At 49.5% G+C, this 18,248-nt stretch carries 11 protein-coding genes; 1 reads left to right on the forward strand and 10 read right to left on the reverse strand.

Annotated features, from left to right (window positions below; genetic code table 11):
• Positions 1–24: 24 nt before the first annotated feature.
• The 10 genes from LRL21_RS01680 to LRL21_RS01725 form a co-directional block, all read right to left on the reverse strand.
• Complete coding sequence (locus LRL21_RS01680) at positions 25–1,551, reverse strand: extracellular solute-binding protein (RefSeq protein WP_240414016.1); 1,527 nt, start codon at positions 1,549–1,551, stop codon at positions 25–27.
• Between the two features lie 69 nt (positions 1,552–1,620).
• Positions 1,621–2,499 carry a carbohydrate ABC transporter permease gene (locus LRL21_RS01685; RefSeq protein ID WP_240414198.1) on the reverse strand — a complete coding sequence of 293 codons (879 nt, stop codon included), beginning with the start codon at positions 2,497–2,499 and terminating at the stop codon, positions 1,621–1,623.
• A 5-nt stretch (positions 2,500–2,504) separates the two neighbouring features.
• Complete coding sequence (locus tag LRL21_RS01690) at positions 2,505–3,407, reverse strand: ABC transporter permease (RefSeq protein ID WP_076227921.1); 903 nt, start codon at positions 3,405–3,407, stop codon at positions 2,505–2,507.
• A gap of 349 nt (positions 3,408–3,756) precedes the next feature.
• A complete protein-coding gene (locus LRL21_RS01695) occupies positions 3,757–5,391 on the reverse strand; it encodes an extracellular solute-binding protein (RefSeq protein ID WP_240414017.1) in 1,635 nt (544 codons plus the stop codon).
• A gap of 114 nt (positions 5,392–5,505) precedes the next feature.
• On the reverse strand, positions 5,506–6,402 hold the full coding sequence (locus tag LRL21_RS01700; RefSeq protein ID WP_240414018.1) for a carbohydrate ABC transporter permease: 897 nt from the start codon (positions 6,400–6,402) through the stop codon (positions 5,506–5,508).
• A gap of 12 nt (positions 6,403–6,414) precedes the next feature.
• Complete coding sequence (locus LRL21_RS01705) at positions 6,415–7,383, reverse strand: ABC transporter permease (RefSeq protein WP_240414019.1); 969 nt, start codon at positions 7,381–7,383, stop codon at positions 6,415–6,417.
• Positions 7,384–7,612: 229 nt separating this feature from the next.
• Complete coding sequence (locus tag LRL21_RS01710) at positions 7,613–12,406, reverse strand: hemoblobin-interacting domain-containing protein (protein WP_240414020.1); 4,794 nt, start codon at positions 12,404–12,406, stop codon at positions 7,613–7,615.
• 182 nt (positions 12,407–12,588) lie between these two features.
• Positions 12,589–14,103, reverse strand: coding sequence for a response regulator transcription factor (locus LRL21_RS01715; protein WP_240414021.1), 1,515 nt, complete (start codon positions 14,101–14,103; stop codon positions 12,589–12,591).
• A gap of 86 nt (positions 14,104–14,189) precedes the next feature.
• A complete protein-coding gene (locus LRL21_RS01720) occupies positions 14,190–16,049 on the reverse strand; it encodes a cache domain-containing sensor histidine kinase (protein ID WP_240414022.1) in 1,860 nt (619 codons plus the stop codon).
• Between the two features lie 189 nt (positions 16,050–16,238).
• Positions 16,239–17,147, reverse strand: a complete 909-nt coding sequence (locus LRL21_RS01725; RefSeq protein ID WP_240414023.1) for an AraC family transcriptional regulator — start codon at positions 17,145–17,147, stop codon at positions 16,239–16,241.
• Between the two features lie 138 nt (positions 17,148–17,285).
• On the opposite strand from LRL21_RS01725, the gene LRL21_RS01730 reads away from it, so the two are divergent.
• On the forward strand, positions 17,286–18,239 hold the full coding sequence (locus LRL21_RS01730) for a zinc-dependent alcohol dehydrogenase (RefSeq protein WP_240414024.1): 954 nt from the start codon (positions 17,286–17,288) through the stop codon (positions 18,237–18,239).
• Positions 18,240–18,248 lie beyond the last annotated feature (9 nt).

Here is an 18,248-nt window from a genome sequence, read left to right on the forward strand (position 1 = left end):
ACATGCTTTTCCCTGGACCACCGGTTATTTGGTTTGTGACTTCTTAAGGCTTTCAGCCAGCTCCGTCATGACCTTATCGCCGCCGGCCTTGATCCAATCCTCGACCGCCTTATTCCAGCCTGCTTCGTCCAGCTTGCCTGTAATAAACTTAATTTTGGCATCATTGATGATTTTATTTAATTCTGTGCCCTTCTGAACCAGAGTTTCCGACTCCAGCCCCAGCGACGGGTTAAGAACGGCTTTCTTTTCGTTGTCCTGCATTGCTTTTTTCGCTTTTTTGGTGATGGCATCCTCGCCCTTGAGCGGCAGCTCCTTCGCCTTGTCATCGATGCGCAGCTCATCAAGACCAAGTAAGTCGCTTGTAAACTTCTCGTTATCCAGCAGCTTCTCCACCTGCCCATCAACCAGCTTGTATTGCTTGCCTTCCATACCCCATGCTAACAAGTTAACGGCATCCGGCTCAAGCAGCTTATCGAAAAAGGACAAAATCTTTTTAAGCTCGGCTTCCGTTTTTACCGAGGATTTGGGGAATAGATAGACACCGGTATAGCCTTGCTGCGCCATATTCCGTTCGCCCTTCGGACCGGCAATGCCGCCCATCAGCTCCACCTTGGCATCAGGAAGATTTTTGCGCAGCTCATTCTGCATCGAGCCTGCACCATCAGCGTTGCCAAGCACAATCCCTGTTTTTCCCTGATAAAACATCGTGCTGCGCTGCAGCTCTTCGGTCACGACAAAATCCTGGTTCATCAGCTTTTCGTCATACAGCCGCTTTATGAATTTGAGCGCATCCAAATATTCTTTTGTCATGAACTCGGCCGTAAACGCTCCCTTGTCCTCATTCCATTTGTTCGGCGCTCCGAAAATGGCTGCCATATGCGGCATTAAATACGATTCAATATCCTTGTATTCCGCCATGCCTAATGTATCGTTCTTGCCATTGCGGTCAGGGTCGTCATGTGTAAAGGCTTTCAACACAGTATATAATTCCTCGGGTGTTTTCGGCTCCTTCAAGCCCAGATTATCCAGCCAATCCTTGCGGAAAATGATACCATGGCGAGATATGGGTCGCGGCCTGTACAAACCATAGATTTTGCCGTCAATCTTGGTATTGTTGAATTGTATGGGATTCATCGCGTTCAGGTTTTTATAATCCTTTAGATACGGTCCGATTTCCCAGAACACACCCGATTTAATTGCGTTAACCAAAGGTGCCGCATTATATTTCAAGGCCAGCATCACCTTCGGGAGGTCATTGGAGGCAATCGACACACTCACCTTATCATCAAAAGCTGAACGGGGTACCCAGGTCATATCAATAGAAGTACCGGTCAGCTCCTGCAGCTTTTTCCATGCTTCATTCTGAGCATTCGGCGGCTGTGGCGTGTAATAGGTAGCCATAATACTAAGCTTCAGAGGATCGGATCCCGCTGCGGGTGTTGTAGCCGCATTCCCCTTTTCCTGATTCGCGCAGCCCGCTGCCATAGTCACTACCGTAGATAGAACACATATTAAAGAAATAGTTCGTTTATTACTTGTTATAGACTTCATATTTCCCCTACCCCTCTTCATTATTATATAGCATAAATTTGCTGCGTGGACGCTCAATTATGTGATGAATTAACCTTTGATCGATCCGACCAGCACGCCTTTCGTAAAATGCTTTTGCAAAAACGGATAAACAACAATAATCGGCAGTGTGGACACGACAATAACGGCCATTTTCACTGTCTGGGGCGGTACCTGAATCGTCGTTTCGCTGCTGAAGCTGGCATCCCCGATCCCGCCGGAGGACATGATCACAATTTGCCGCAGCAGCACCTGAATCGGCCATCTGGAAGCGTCATTAATATAGATTAATGCTTGGAAAAATGTATTCCAATGCGCAATCGCATAAAAAAGCGAAAACGTTGCCATCACCGGCATCGATAAAGGCAATATAATACTCCACAAAATTCGCGGGTCACTGCAGCCGTCGATTTTGGCCGATTCCTCGAATTCAACAGGCAACTGCTTGAAGAAATTAATAATTATGATCAAATAAAACGGGCTAATCGCACCGGGAAGCCACAACGCCCCATAGGAATTCAACAAGCCGAGTGACTTCACCACAAGAAAGGAAGGAATCATCCCTCCGCTGAACAGCAAGGTGAACACAATCAGCAGCATAATCGGCCGCTTCCCCTTAATGTTACGGGATAATGGATACGCCATCAACGAGGTCATCGCCATATTCACAAAAGTACCCACAACAGTAATATATACGGTCGTCGCCAGACTGCGGGAGAGAGTGCTTTCCGAAAATATGAATCGGTACGCCTCCAGTGAGAATTCCCTGGGGAATAAAATGAAGCGGCTATTCAGCACCTCGCGGGCGGAAGCAAGCGAACCCGCCACAATATGCAGAAACGGAAGCAATGTAATCAACGCAATTCCAATCAGAAAGATGAAATTGGCTGTGTCGAATAGAACTCCTGCCGGTGAGCGTTTGTGCAGCATACGTTTCAATACACCCCCTCTTCACCTAATTTTCTGGCAATCCGATTGGCAATTACTACAAGAACAAGACCAACAATGGATTTGAACAAACCCACCGTGGTTGAATAGCTGAACTGGCCTTCCAGAATACCGCTGGTATACACATACGTATCAAATACCTCGCCTACGTCACGGTTCAATGCATTGATCATCAACAGCATCTGTTCGAAGCCAGTATCCAGAAAGTGTCCCAGCCGAAGGATCAGCAAAATGACAATCGTACTCCGAATCGCTGGCAGCGTGATATGGCAGAGCTGGTGCCAACGATTGGCGCCGTCTATTTTGGCCGCTTCGTACAATTGCGGATCAACGCCCGCCAGTGCGGCCAGAAAAATGATCGTACCAAACCCGGTTTCCTTCCAGACCACCTGTAAGGTTACCATCGGCCTGAACCACTCGGGCTCTGTCAAAAAGTTAACCTTCTCGCCGCCGATCCCCACTATCATTTCATTGATAATCCCACCCTCTGTTGTGAACAGCACGTAGGAAATCGCCACAACGACAACAATTGAGAAAAAATGCGGGATGTAGATCAACGTTTGTATCGAACGCTTGAACCACTGCACCCGAAGCTCGTTCAACAGCAGTGCAACGATAATGGGCATGGGGAAAAAGATCACGATGCTGTACACGGCCAGCAGCGTCGTATTGCGAAACAGCATCCAAAAGGAAGGGTCAGAAAAAAAACGTTTATAATGAGCCAGTCCTACCCATTCGCTTCCCCACAGTCCGAGAGCCGGCTGATAGTTTTGGAGTGAAATCAATACGCCCCACATCGGTAAATATTTGAACAAAATAAAGAACAATAGTCCGGGCAGCAGCATCAGGTAAAGCCATCCATCCCTTGAACGAATAGAGAATTGCCGCATTTGTTTGTGCTTGTGTATGATTCTTTTCACCTCCCCGAGCTGTATGATCTGTATGGTTCGAACACGGAAGCTCTAATCCGCATTCCGAATGTAACAGGTTAAGAAGGGTTCAGGATATAATCAACAGCCAACCAGTTGAACCGAACAGCTGTCTCAAGCGTTGAGACACCGGGATAATCATTTGACAAACTCGATAATCTTTAGCCGATCTCCGGTGATTGAACGACAAAAAACCATGTCTTCCGGTGTTAACGGAGGACATGGTTATTAGCAAAATCGAAAAAAAATCCGACATACAGAAAGAAGCCGGGCAAAGTCTCGGCCTCCTCTTCGGGTTCAATATCGGCGGCTATTTCAAGGTTTTGTATTTCTCGTTATACATGTTGGCGAGCTCCTCATATCTCAACTTCTTGAAGCCGTCAGTAAAAGCTTCCCATTCCGTCATCGGCTTTTGACCGAGAATAAACTTGGTCACGTTCTCACTGATATAGGTTTTCATCGCTGTGCTGATTTCGGATATTTTGGAGGATTCTTCCTTGTTCCAATTTAATGCCGGCTCAGGATCACGCAGCGCCCCCAGTTCCTTCAGCTTTTTCATCCGATCAGGAACCAGCTGCGCTTCCTTTTCCTGCCCTTCCTTGTAGCTCCAGGTGCTGTAACGAGCAGCGGCAGGAATTACTCCAGTCAGCCACCAAGTGCCGTAACCGTAATCCGTACCCTTTTTCAATCCGTCCGGGAACTTTCCGTCTGCGCCAACCGTCCAGGCGCTTTGCGTTTTGTCGAATTTGTAGCCTGACGGAGTCTTCGGGTCCTTTGAAAAGGTCTCCCCCTCAACGCCCAGCATCAAAAGCTCAATACCTGCATCGCTGTACGTATAATCCATCGCTTTGATGATTTCATCAATATGTTTGGATTTCTTGTTAATGACAAGCGGTGAGCGGTAATGAATATTGTAATGCGGATCGAGATTTTGCGACTGGACCTTCCCATCGATCTTGAAAGGATAGATCGGCTGTACCTCCTTGGCCGGATCATCCGTCATATTGAGGTTTTTCATCGCCGTTTGCTCCAGCATCAGCGGGAAATCGTCACTCGCGTAGCCTGCGAACAGCTCCTGGTCCTTCATCGTCAGAAAGTTCGGGTGCAGCAGCTTCTCCGCGTACATCCAGCGCATAAGCTCGACCCACTGCTTGTAACGGTCCTTGTAATCAACCGGGGCAAACATGAATTTTTTCTGCTCCGGATCGAACATCATCCCGTTATTCGGGCCGTTGTTGACATTAACTCCAAAATACACCTGCGTCCGTTCGGCAAAATAATCAAAGCCGAGCCGTGAGGAGGTGATATAGTCTCCGGTCTGCTTTTTCAGCGCCAGCATCGCCTTTTTCAAATCGTCGACGCTCTGGATCTGGCTCGCGTCCAGTCCTTCCTTCTTCAGGAGATCGTTGCGCACCTGCCACAGCGTCGTTGCAAAATCAAAATCCTGAACGAGCGGGAAGCCGTACAGCTTGCCATCCTCGGGGCGGCGCATCGCCTTTTCAATTTCCGGGTATTTCTTCAGCCAGCGTTCCAGATTGGGCAGCTTGCCGGCTTTCATGTAATCATCCAATGCTACAAACAGCTGCGGACCGTATTCCTTTTGCGTCGTTTCGTCCTGAAAAAATTTCATCATATCCGGTAGTTGGCCCGAGGTGAGCACAATGTTTATTTTTTCCTTGAATGCATCCCTTGGCGGGCTGTTGACGTTGAATTTGATCCCTGTCCGCTTACCCCATTCTACGAAGACGGGCAAATCGCTGCTGATTGGCAGCCCCGGGTCCCAGGCCGTCATGATTTCGACTGTCGGGATTTCCTTCGTAGATTTCCCATCCCCCGCTGCGGCAGGCGCGGTCGAAGCGGCTTTCTCCCCGCTCTGGCACCCAGCCAAAATCGTCATACAGATCGCCATGACAGCAGCGGCCGTTCTTGTTGTAACTTTATTCACATAAACCCCTCCATTGTTTGTAGTTGCAAATTGCTTCACCTTACACCGACAGAAAGCAGACTGATAGATCCATAAACATGCAGCAGCAGCTCATCCTTCCGCTCCGCAACCCGCTCAGCCTTTGACCGAACCAACGAGAACTCCCTGCACGAAATATTTTTGTACAAACGGATAAATCAGCACGATCGGGCCAATCGTGACAAAGATCGTCGCCATCCGAATACTCATCATCCGTCCTGCTGAGGCGACCGGGTCGATCTCCATGCTGTTGGCCTGATCCAGCGCGCCCTGTGACAGCACCTCATTGGCCAGCAAAATGCGTCGAAGAATAATCGTCAGAGGCTGCATTTCTGGTGAGGTCAGATACATTAATGGGCCGAAATAGGCATTCCACAGCCCGACAGAGGCAAACAGCGCAATCGTCGCCAAAATCGCTTTCGACAAGGGCAGCACGATGCGGAACAAAATCTGCCAGTCGTTGGCACCGTCGATAAAGGCCGATTCATAGAGCTCCTGCGGCATTGCCTGAAAATTGGTGCGCAGGATGACGATATTCCAGAAGCTGAATGCAGCGGGCAGCGTTATTGCCCAAATCGTGTCCAGCAGGCTCAAATTTTTGAGCAGCATAAAAGACGGAATCAAGCCGCCGCTGAAAAACATCGTAAACGTAAACAGAATCGATAAGGGTCTGCGCGCCTTGAACCGATTGACAGACAGCGGATATGCCGTCAGGCAGCCGATCAGCAGCACTAGTATTGTGCCCAGCATCGTATAACGCACGCTGTTCCAGTACGACAGCAGAATCTGATTATCCTGAAAAACCGTTTCGTACGACTTCCAGTTGAACCCGCGTGGTATCAGTCCCACTTGATAAAGCCCCACTTGTACCGGATTGCTTAAGGAAATCGATAGCATATACACAAACGGCAGTACGATAGAAAGCGATAAGAGCATGAGTACGATGAAATTGGATATATCAAACAGCCGATTGGCCAAGCCTGTATTTTTCAAATGGGGTTCCTCCTACCACAACGAATTTTGCTTCAGCGCCCTGCTCGCTTTGTTGGCCGTATACAGAATCAGGAAGGCGGCAGCGCTGTTGAGCAAACCAACTGCAGTCGCATAGCTGAAATTGCGGTCTACGATACCTCTTCGGTACACATATGTCTGGATCACATCGCCCACCTCATAAATCGCGGGATTGGTCATCAGGTATACTTTCTCAAAGCCGATATTGATAATATCGCTGGCATGCAGGATCAGTAGAATCGTAATCGTCGGCAGCATGCCCGGAAGGCTGATATGCCAAATGCGCTGCAGGCGGCTGGCGCCATCGATATAGCTGGCCTCGTATTGCTCCGGGTCGATCCCCGTCAGAGCCGCTAAATACAAAATCGATCCCCACCCGATTCCCTGCCAAATACCGCTGCCGATGTACAGGCTGCGAAAGTAGCCCGATTCATTAAAAAACGCTATTTTGTCAAAACCCATTGAAAGCAGGATCGAGTTCACCACACCATTTATGCTCAGAAAGTCCATCATCATCCCAACCACGACAACCATCGCGATAAAATGCGGCAGGTAGCTGATCGACTGGAAAAATTTTTTCCACCTTTTCCAGGTAAGCTCATTTAGCAGCAGCGCCAAAATAATCGGTGGCCAAAAGCCGATCAGCAGGCTGTAAAAGCCTAACAGCAGCGTATTTTTAATGACCCGGACCGCATAAGGATCGTTAAAAAAGCTTTGAAAGTGCTTGAAGCCGACCCATGGACTATCCATAAATCCGAGGACCAAATCATACTGTTTAAAAGCAATGATGATGCCGTACATCGGTATGTAATGGAACACGATAAACCCGATAAGTCCTGGCAGCACCATCAGATACAGGTTTATGTTTCTACGGAGATCATAAAGCCAGCCGGATTTATTCTGTGTGCCCGACCGTTTGACGGCAGCATTGGCGATAACGCTCTCATTATGTTCGATATTCATTTTCATTCTCACCTCCATGCTGCTTCTATTTTTCTTGCTGAATAGCGTGCTCCCTGCTTTGTTTGCGCTTACAGAATAAGTGTAACAGCCTCGCCAGACTCCATACATAGACGGATCTATGTTGTATATGGATAAACAGTAGTTGTACATGGGAAAGCCCGGAGCCTTACATTCTCCGGGCTTGACTCTTAGTTACATCATATAGCTGTATAAACTGACAGACTGCTTATCAGGAAGAAATGTGCACATTGTTCCAGAAGGCCGACGTTTCCACTCCGTTGGAGCTTCCGCCCACCTGTATTTTGGAAATCGTATCGACTGCGTTGCGGAAGTTCCCCTGATCCACAACCTTCACTCCATCAATATACAGATCCATTTTTCTTGTTCCTGGATTCAGATCAATACGAATCGCATACCATTGGTTTTCCACAACCGGGGCCGCTACAACTGTCGTCGATCCATCCAGATACCAGAAACCGTCGTCTTCAACCAGCAGCGAGATACCATTCGTTCCGCTTGGCGACTGCATATATGCGACGATCGCACCGCCGTTGCTCTTCACCGTACCGAAACTTACCTTGAAATCAAATTGGACGGAGAACGGACCGGCTTGCTGTTCAAAGCTGGCTGTTGCCGATGGGAATCCACCCGGCGAGTTATCATAAATATTCAGGCTTTTGTCCGATACAGACGGAGTCTCCGATATTTGAATGTAAGAGCCTCCCACTGTAGTGGGACTGTATACCCAGCTTGCCGGCAGCTCTGATACGTCATAGGAATCAAACGTTTCGTCAAGCAGTACGGAATTCGGAGGCACGACCGTGATTGCTACCGTTCCCGTTGCGGTTACGCCATTAGCGGTGAATGAAGCCGTTAGGGTTGCCGTTCCTGTCGCGATCCCGTTTACGATCCCGCTGGAGCTGATTGTCGCTACCGACGGGTCGGAGGACGTATATTGAATCTGCTCACCTGTAATATCCAGCTTCGTTTCCACTCCTGAATTATAGATGCTGGCGGTCACCGTTGCCTGCGCTGTCTTGCTTACCGTCAGCTGCTGTGGCAGGCCGCCTATAGTCAGGTGATCCAGCTGACCGGACGGAAGAACCACCTCACCATACGTAATGACGGTAGAATCAAACGAAGCCGTATGGGATGCATTTCCTTTGCCGGCTGCAGTGAAGACGCCACCAAGCGTGGTGCGCAGCGAAATATCATGCGTACCGATAGCAGCCCCCCATTGAATGCCGTCCGAGGAATAATAAGCCGAATACGTCCCGGAATGCCTTACCAGCTTTACATACCCGGGAAGCGCCGGCTGACCGAGTGACATGGAGCCGATTTCGCTATTGTCTGCATCACGCCAGAACAGCCTCAGCCCGTTCCCTGCAACGTTAGCAATAGCAACGAACTTGGCGTTGGAGGCCGGAGTCTCGCGCAGCATAAGACCTGTCAATGCACCATTAGCAGCCCCTGTGGAGTCCGCAAGCCTCGTGCTTACGCTGTAATCCTGAAGCGGTGTCGTATGGATTTGCTCATATACAAATGAGAATTGATCCGAGGAGCCCATATCCCCCTTGGACGGCACATGCAGGCCTGCACCGGAGCTCGTGACGGTAACGGTGCTTCCGCTGGAAGATGCCGAGCCTGTGGGTGCGGGATTGCCAATCGCGATACCCGACCATGGCGCCGATACGTTGAACGCATCACCAGACGTAATCGAGCTGCCGCTGCCTACACGAACGATTCCCCATTCCTCCAGGGAAGGAACCGTAACCTTATGCTTGCCGCTTCCCGTATTCGTTACAGTGAGTGCAAGCGGATTATGGCCCGGTCGGTAAAGCACGGCCTGAAGATTGGAGCCTTCAAAAAATGCCGAATCCGCCAACATAACCTCGATATCCTCTGCCGTTGACCCGGTACGGTTCAGCAGGTGGATGACTTTCGGAGCGTGAGTGTCCTCAGGCGAGCGAACGGTGGCATACAGTTGTTCTCCGCCGCTGACGGACACCTGGCTTCTGGCAGCGAGCCAGGTTGAGTAGACATAGGTGGCACCGAGAACAGTGGCGCCGCTATTGCTGATCAGCAGCTGGTCGGCCGCGCTGAAGGAAGCTGTCGGAGCATATTCGATCAGCGTATCCAGACCTTCAAATGATTGCTCGCGCAGCGCATAAGTCGGCAGGCTGTCGTTAGCAGCAAGTATTCTGAAAGGTACACCGGCTTTAAACAATTTCATCGACAAGCTGCTGAGCGTCGCAAAATTCATATCGCTCCATTTGACAAGTATGCCTACCTTGGCGGGAGGCTCCTGCCCATCGAACAGGTACGGATATTGCCTGATAAAATGGAATAAATCGCCGTACTGCTCAACGGTTCCGAAGTAGCGCGTCGAGCCCTGCAGCCAGGCATCCCACGGTACGAGCATATACTGCCCGAGCGCATAGGATGCGGCGATGCCTTCACGAATTTTGGCCTCGTGATAAGGCAACGGCGATATGATATGCGGCTTGCCGAGGCCTGAGGACAAGGAGCCGTTCGTTACCATATTATCAATGGTCATGGAGTCCTCATCATTCTCACCCATGCCATAGTTGAACGCATCATGCAGAAAATGCTTGCTTGCCACAGAATCCTTAATGAAGGGGGCATTATTGGAATACTCTATCGTTCTACCCGCATAAGCCTCCAGATCATGTTTCATCCGGGTATGAAAACCAATGGTAGCCTTGTAGTTGAAATCACTAAAAGCACCGTCCAAGGGTGATAGTATTTTTTTATTGATATAATCGCCGTTGGTCTGAACATTAAGTGTCGTCTGCAAATACGTCTTATAGTTGAAGGCTGAAATGTCGGAAACTCCCCAAGCGCTCGGCTGTGTATCCGAATAGTTGTCATCCAGATACTGGCGGAACTGCTCCATGCACGGATCGCAGAAATCTCCGCCGAACTTGTAGGCATCCACGCTGCCGCGCCAATCGTCAAACTGGAAGGAAGCCGCTCCCGCGTCAATGCTCTGCTTGCCGACATTCAGCACAGCCTGGTAGTACAACGGATCGCTCATGCTGCCCCAGGTCGCTCCCCAGGTCATCCATGGTGCTACAATCGGAGTTCCGTCGAAGTATTTGGCTCTGCCAACCGTTCCCATATTCATATTCAAGGTGCCCTGAAAACCGACTCCCTGCCGTACGATATTGGAGATCTGGTTTTTGTCGGTTATATAAGACCACTTGTCATCGGTAGCCATAAAACGTTTCAACGCATCCAGTGTTCCCAGCTGTCCATCCATGCCGTCGGTACGCCACCACCTGGAGGAAAGGAATACGCTGGAGTAGCTGTCGAAGGAATTTTTCTCAACACCTGGTGCTGGCGGTGTAACAAGGTCTGGTGCAGGAAACTTTGGCTCACCCACGTAAATATGGACATTGTCCAGGTTCACGATGCGGATGTAATTGGCATCGTCCGCATAGGAAGCTCCGCTGACCTTCAGCCTTGCTATATTGGCGGCATCATCGTACCGGAACGGAACAGCCGCTGACTTCAATTCACCGTCGAGATAGAAGTCGAAGGTTTTGGCTGCGAAATCAGCAGCCACTGTGATGCTTCTCCAGCCATGAAGCGGAAGTCCTGTGACCAGATTCGTTGTCGTTGTTGTTGTCCCTACAGTTCGAAACGAGGTTATTTTATCAGGTGTGAAGCTTAATGCAATTGCAGCCTTACCCGCTGAATCCAGTATATAGAACAGCGCATTTTCCTTGCCAGCAGTTGCCCCCGTCGGCAGCTGGACATCAGCCTGAATCGTCAGCTTGCCTGTCTGTGAGGCAAAGCTCTTGTTAATGCCTTCCGTAGTCATTTTACTGACATCGTAAATTTGTAAATATCGGTCTCCATCAGGCTTCTCTTTCACCTGCACATAAGAGCTGCCTGTCGTCTGGGCTCCCCATTGGGAAGGGGTCGTTCCCACCGTGATCGAATTAAAGCTTTCATACACGAGATCGGTTACCGCCGCTGCATAGACCTGCTGTGTAACGGCTGCATTCACGTATCCGGCAGCTTTCACAACGATCTGATACGATTTGGCGGTTGGAAAAGCGGCTGCCCCGATATGTAGATTGCCGGAACCCACTGTATACGTTGAGCCGCTGACTGTCGCTCCGTCAACCGCAACGCTGCTGACCGCCGCACGCCATGAAGCGTTATCCGTAAAAGCAAGATCAACCGGCTGACCCACTGTGGCATTCGTCACGTCAGGAGCAAGCACAGGAGGCTGCAGCAATCTGACAGCCCCGCTGTACACGGCTACCTGATCCAGATTGGCGATACGGATATAGTTCGTATTATCCGCATAGTAGGCCCCGGCTACCTGAAGCTTGCTCAGGTTCACGGCATCATCGTAACGGAAAGGCACACCGCTTTGCATGAGTGAGCCGTCCAGGTAGAAATCATACGTTTTGCTGCTATAATCCGCTGCAACAATCAGGCTTCTCCAGCCGTTCAGGGGCAGACCCGTGGCCAGTGTCGTGCTCGTCGTGACACCGCTGACTGTGCGATAGGTAATAATTTTGTCCGGCTGCAGATTGAGCGCAATTGCCGGCTTGTTAGCTGAATCGAGAATATAGAACAGCATGTTTTCCTTGCCGGCTGTGGCCCCCGCGGGCAGCTGCACATCCGCTTGAACGGTCAGCTTGCCCGTCTGTGAGGTGAAGGTTTTGGTGATTCCCTGTGTCGCCTGCTTGCTTGCATCGTAAATTTGCAGAAAACGTCCGCCCTCAGGCCGTTCCGCCACTTTAACATAAGAGCTTCCGGTCACCGACACTCCCCAGTTAGCTGGTGTCGATCCCGTTGCCATCCCGTCAAATGACTCATTGATCAGATCGCTTTCCGGCAGAGAGTCGGCATTGGCAACTGCAGCGCCGAAACTGCTAATCGGTAATAATGCCGTGAACAATAAACCGAAACTTAATAACATACATAAGTACCGCCGCCTTTCCCGTCCCCAACGCTGTAAACCCGATGAATGAACCTTCAATGTCTTCACTCCTTGAACTGATTTTGTATGAAACCGGATAATCGTCAAAGCATTACAACAAATGAGATCGCTTTCACGAAAAAGTATACGCCTAAGCCTTGCGCCAAAGGAATGGACGAATCAGAGCCGCTTATGGACATATCTCATTTGTTGCGCTTTCAGCCCGACATCAGAGATCAGGCTTACTTCATATAGTCCGAGGGTGCCAAGCCTGTAACCTTTTTGAAGACGCGGCTGAAATACAAAGGATCGGAATAACCTACGCGATCTGCTATATCCTTCAACAGTAAGCCAGATGAATCGCTCATCAGCTTCTTCGCCTGATGAACTCTCCATTGGGTTAAATATTCACCAGGTGTAACCCCGCGGAATTTTTTGAACATGGCGCTTAAATAATTGGGCACCAGATTAAACCGCCTGGACAAATCCTGAAGGGTAATTGGCAGCGAATAATTGGCTTGCAAATACTGCTCGATTTGTACAATGGTTTCCTCTTGATGATCGCTGATTCGGGTACCGGAAGCTGCACTATCCATCAAGGTGTTATATGTATATTCAGCTCCGGCCAGCAGCTCCGGATAGGTCAAGGAATGGAGCAGAAGCGAATCCAGCTCCATCCCTGCAAGGATGAACTGCTCATCCGAAATCAATTTGAAATGCTCTGGAAACATAAAAAGAATTTGCTTCAAGCCATTTTCGATAGTGATTTGGCTGGCTTCCTGCTGCTCCCAGACGTGTACGATGTCAAAGATCGCGTCGAGGATCGGCTGCTTCTGCCGCAGCTCCATCGCCTGACCGAGCGTACGATAATAGGGATGCATAGGCGCAGGCTTGCGGTCAGCACATTCATCCATTATGCTGGATCGGCCGAACAGCAGGCCAAGCCGCATCCTTTTGCCCACGGTTTGCAGCACCTGCTTAAGTCCTGACAATTCGGTCACGGGCTGCTGCACAATGGTCAGGGGGATGGCTAACCGGTCCGCCCTGTGCAGCAGTTCCTTAATCAATCCCTGCGCAGCCTGTAGAGCTGATTCTACGGATCCCTTGCTTCCTACCAGCAGAAAGCGTTCATTTTCTTTCTCTGTATCCAGTATCCAGCAGCCATAGGATTCAGCTATCATCTTACGTATAATGACCTCCCCGTAATCCGACTGCCAAAATAACTTGCCCGGATGCATATGATCCTCATAAGCCTGGCCCATAGAGCCTGCGCACAGCATGTAGACAACGTAATGAGCATATCTCATCGAATTGGGCAGCCGATCAACGGCTCCCTGCTCCACAACAGCTGCCCATAGCTCCTTCTCCCTTCTTCTCACTTGCTCATTGATGCCCGCCTCGACACGTATAAGCAGTTCCTGCAAATCCGGAATCGTCACCGGCTTCAGCAGATAATCCTCGGCCTGCAGTTGGATCGCCTTGCGCGTATAATGGAAATCGTCATACGAGCTTACAATGACGGTAGCGATATCCGGCTGCTGCCGTTTGGCCTCAGCGATAAGCTGAAGTCCATCCATCACCGGCATACGAATATCGGTAAACAGTACATCAGGTCGTAATTGTGCGAGCATGTCGAGTGCCTGCTCCCCGTTAAAGGCTTCCCCCAGCACCTGAAAACGCGGACCCGCTTCCTCTATCATTTTTCTTAATGCCCGGCAATACGGCGCTTCATCGTCCACGACGACAACTGTCGGCATTGGCCCCAGCTCCCTCTTAATCAGCTTTGAATGCTGCACGCTATTGCAGCATGTACATAATAGATCGTTCACTGCGCCGCATGTATCTATGTCCCCTTCCACCAGCCGATGCGCACAATGGCTCCCTGGTCCTCCCCATTCAGCAGCTCTAAGCAAACCCGACCGCCAAAATGGTAATACAGCCGTGCATACGTGTTGATCGTACCCGCTCCGCTCTCCTTCTGTGCGCGAGATGTTGGTGAATAAAAAGTGAATGTACCGGACGCAACCTCGGCAGCCTGTTCGGCAAAATCAACTAAATAGGATTCCGAAAATCCACAACCGTCATCCCGAATTTCAATAAACTGCCTTTGATCCCTTTCATACCCTGTAATCGTGATTTTCCAGGGATAATTAATATTGGCAAAGCCGTGCTTGAAGCAGTTTTCCACAAACGGCTGGAGCGTAATCTTGGGAAGGGCTTGTTCGAGCAGCCGCTCATCAACATCGATTACAAAGTCGAGATGGTCCTCGTAACGGATTTTCATAATATTCAGGTAGTTCAGCGTATGCCTGATTTCCTCCCGCAGCGTGACCGGCTGCCCACCCGCATAGGTGATATAGCGAAACATCCCGACCAGCATCGTTGAAAGCTGATTGATGCTGCTATTGCCCGTTTCATAGCCCAAAGCGCCGATTAAGGAAAGCGTATTGTACAAAAAGTGTGGATTGATTTGTGCCTGGAGAGCTGCAAAATGTGAGCTGAGCTCACGTGAGCGAGCCTCGATAGACTGCTCCTTCGATTCCTCCAGTCGCTCCAGCATTTTACGAAAGGATTGGTACAAGTGGTGCAGCTCATTGTGCGTATTTTGCAGCTCCACGCCCCTGAACAATTTCGATTCACGCATATCCGGAATTGCATCCAGATGCACTTGATTCATCGTGTCACGCAGCTGCCGAAGCGGCTTCAGGAGACGCTTTGTGGAGAAATACAAGGTTAACAGTGTTAATAAAATAATCAGAAAAGCCGTGACGCTGAATATATATCCGGCTTGGCGGGTTGGTGCCAGCAGTTCCTGCTCCGGCTCTGCGATCATAACGGTCCAGTCCGAATAAGGGGCGTGCTGATAAATAAGCAAATCCCGGGAGCCGTCCGGCATATCAATCCAGGCAAATTCATTCCCGGATGGCAAGGATGGGGATGCAGCGGAATTCTGCATGTAAGCCTGACGATGCGGCTCTAAACGTTCTGTAAGTATGGGATTACGGGGAAATATCCATTCTCCGGTGCGGCTGATCATCATCACCTGCTTGCTGCCGGTTTGTCCGGAGGAGCTGATCTTATCCAGGTATTCGGCAGGCAGCTGGATCTCGACTAACGTATTGGGGGTCAAATCCTCTCCCAGCTTACGAATAACCGAAATCACCTCACGGTTCGATGCGAGATCCCAATCGTCCTTGTGCGGCGGAAGCAGCAGGCGGTATTCCGATTTGCTGCTCAGTTGATTGAACCAGGGCGATTCTCTTGCTTGCTTCGACGCCCGTGCCTTGTCATAATAGGCACCCGTTCCGAAGAAAGCGCCGGAGCGGCTCACAATCGATACCCGATTAAAAATTTGCGGATCCAGGCCGACAATGGACGTAATCAGCTCTCTCATTTTGTAGGCCGCCTCCAGGTTATTCTCGAAGTAGCTTTCGGCGTTCTCCTGATAAGGCATATAAAAAAATGTGTTGGCAATCGTCGGATTGTATTTGATTTGCATAACCAGCCTGTCCATCGTATACAGCGAATTATCGAGCTGCTGGGTAATACTTGCCGCTTCTCCCCGATAAGTACGAATAATCGTCTCTACATTTACCTTCTGGTAATACCAATAAAAGACGCTGAATGCAATCGCGATGATCATCGTAACAAGCAACGAAAACGTAATAAACAGCTTCGTCTGAAAGCTGATCGGTCGTCTCATAGCCCCGACTGCAGATCATCCCCTGCCAGCGTCCTTGCAAAAGGAAGTATTTCTCCCCATTTTATAATCTGCAACCATCGTCTTTGGTTCATCTCGACACTCACCCCACTCCGGTTTTATTTCCAATATAACGGATATAGGCCCCGGATAAGATAGGTCTCACTTAAGGTTTAACACGCTTCATTTAAGTTATTGCTTTGTGTGGGGCAGACCGCTCCTGTAAGCATGCGGGGACAAAGCCTTTTGTTTCTTAAAAGCCAGATAAAACGCCTTATAGTCCGCATACCCGACCTCTAATGCTATCTGCGCGATTTTTTTGTCCGGGTCCAGCATCATTTCGCAGGCTTTATCAATCCGGACAAGCTGCGTATACTGGGAAACCGTCAGGCCTGTTGCCTCTTTAAAGAGGTGTGAAAAATAATTTTTGCTGAAAAAGGTTTTTTTGGCTAGCTCGGCAAGCTGAATGGGTTCGTGAAAATGGGTGTCCAGATAAAGCAGTGCCGCTTCGATTTCCGAAGCCTTTTTATGCTGACGCTCATTGCCTGTGCTGCGGTTCTGAAAGCCCCTCATCATCATAACAATCAGCTCAATCGTATAAGCTCTTAGAATCGCACTATGTCCGGGCATACGTTGATCGTATTCCATGTCCATTTTATGAATTAGCTGATCGAACTCATGCTGCTCGTCGAGGCTTAATCTCAGGTCCTCGCGGAACGGTTCCTCCGTCCAGCTATCCTTGAATAAATAGGAAAGCGTCAAGCTTGTAAAATCGTGAAACAAATGCAGGCTGTCATCCAAAAATCCCGGCTTGAACAAAATGTTGTAGGTTACCAGCTCCTGCTGCTCAGCTGTACGGTAAAACGTATGTGTCACCTCATAATTTATGAGAAACAAATCCCCTTTAGCCACCTCATATATCTGTTCTCCGACAACATGGTAACCAGAACCCGAATAGACATAACAGATTTCCACGAAATCGTGAGAATGGAAATTTCTGTCCTCTATCATCGACTCCGAATGCTTGACAATACTGAAGCTCTCGCCTTCTCTGAAAAATCGGTTGCCCGCAAACACAACACTTGCTTTCGATTCCCCCATGTACTTATCTCCTTCCATAATCGGAATATGTACCATACGAAGTCTGACTTTACACCATCGTCATCCTTCCACAATCCCTTTACGATAGGACTGTTAGAACTTTCCTCTAACCATACAACGAAAAAGGTGGCAAAATCCATGATCAAAGCGTTAGCCGTAACAGAGCTTGGCAAAAAAGCGGAAATTATCGAAATGGCGTATCCTCAGCTTGACGATGATTCAATTATTATTAAAACAGCTTATTCGGGCATAAGCATAGGTACTGAAATGTGGATTGCAGAAGGAAAAAGGGCGGATTACGGTCCACCTCCGTTTGTAAATGGCTATCAGGCCAGCGGGCAAGTTGTGGAAGTGGGACAACACGCAGTCGGGATGTTCCAACCGGGAGATTGGGTGACGGTGTTTTGCAGCGGAGCGCATGCACAATATGTGAAGGCTAGCAGGCATCTCGCCCACAAATTGACCTCGACCGCATCGCTAAAAGCATGTGCCATGTTCGTTCAACCGAGTGTTGCGGCTAACGCCTGGAACAAGGCCGGGATCCGTACAGGAGATGTTGTTTATATCGTCGGACAAGGGTTGATCGGACAATGTGCAGCCATGCTTGCTAAGCTCCGTGGCGCTTATGTCATCACCTCGGATATTGCGACAGATCGTCTTCAGCGCTCTCGTGAGCTATGTGCGGATTGGGTGATCGATTCCAACGAGCAGCGGGCAGTGGCAGCGATCAAAGAACGATTCCTCGGGGGTGTTGACATCGTTGCGGAATCGACAGGCTTTGAGGCTCTGCTCGACGATGCCTTCGATACATGCAAGAACAAAGGAACCTTCGTGTTTCTTGGCTGGTACCCGGATCGGGTCAGCTTCCATTTCAATATTCCTCACAGCAAACAACTGGATGCCGTGTTCCCTTGCTTCATCGGAGATTATCCGGTTCGTGAAGGGGTTATACGCCTCATCGAATCCGGTACTCTGAATATGGCAAAGCTCATATCCCACGAGTTGATCTGGGATGCTTCAGCCGATGTGTACAACCAGCTGTTTACCAGCAAACGCAATTCTTATAATGGCATCGTTATTCGATGGGAATAGGAGATCTAT

It is taken from the genome of Paenibacillus periandrae, assembly GCF_022458865.1.
Lineage (GTDB): Bacteria > Bacillota > Bacilli > Paenibacillales > NBRC-103111 > Paenibacillus_S > Paenibacillus_S periandrae.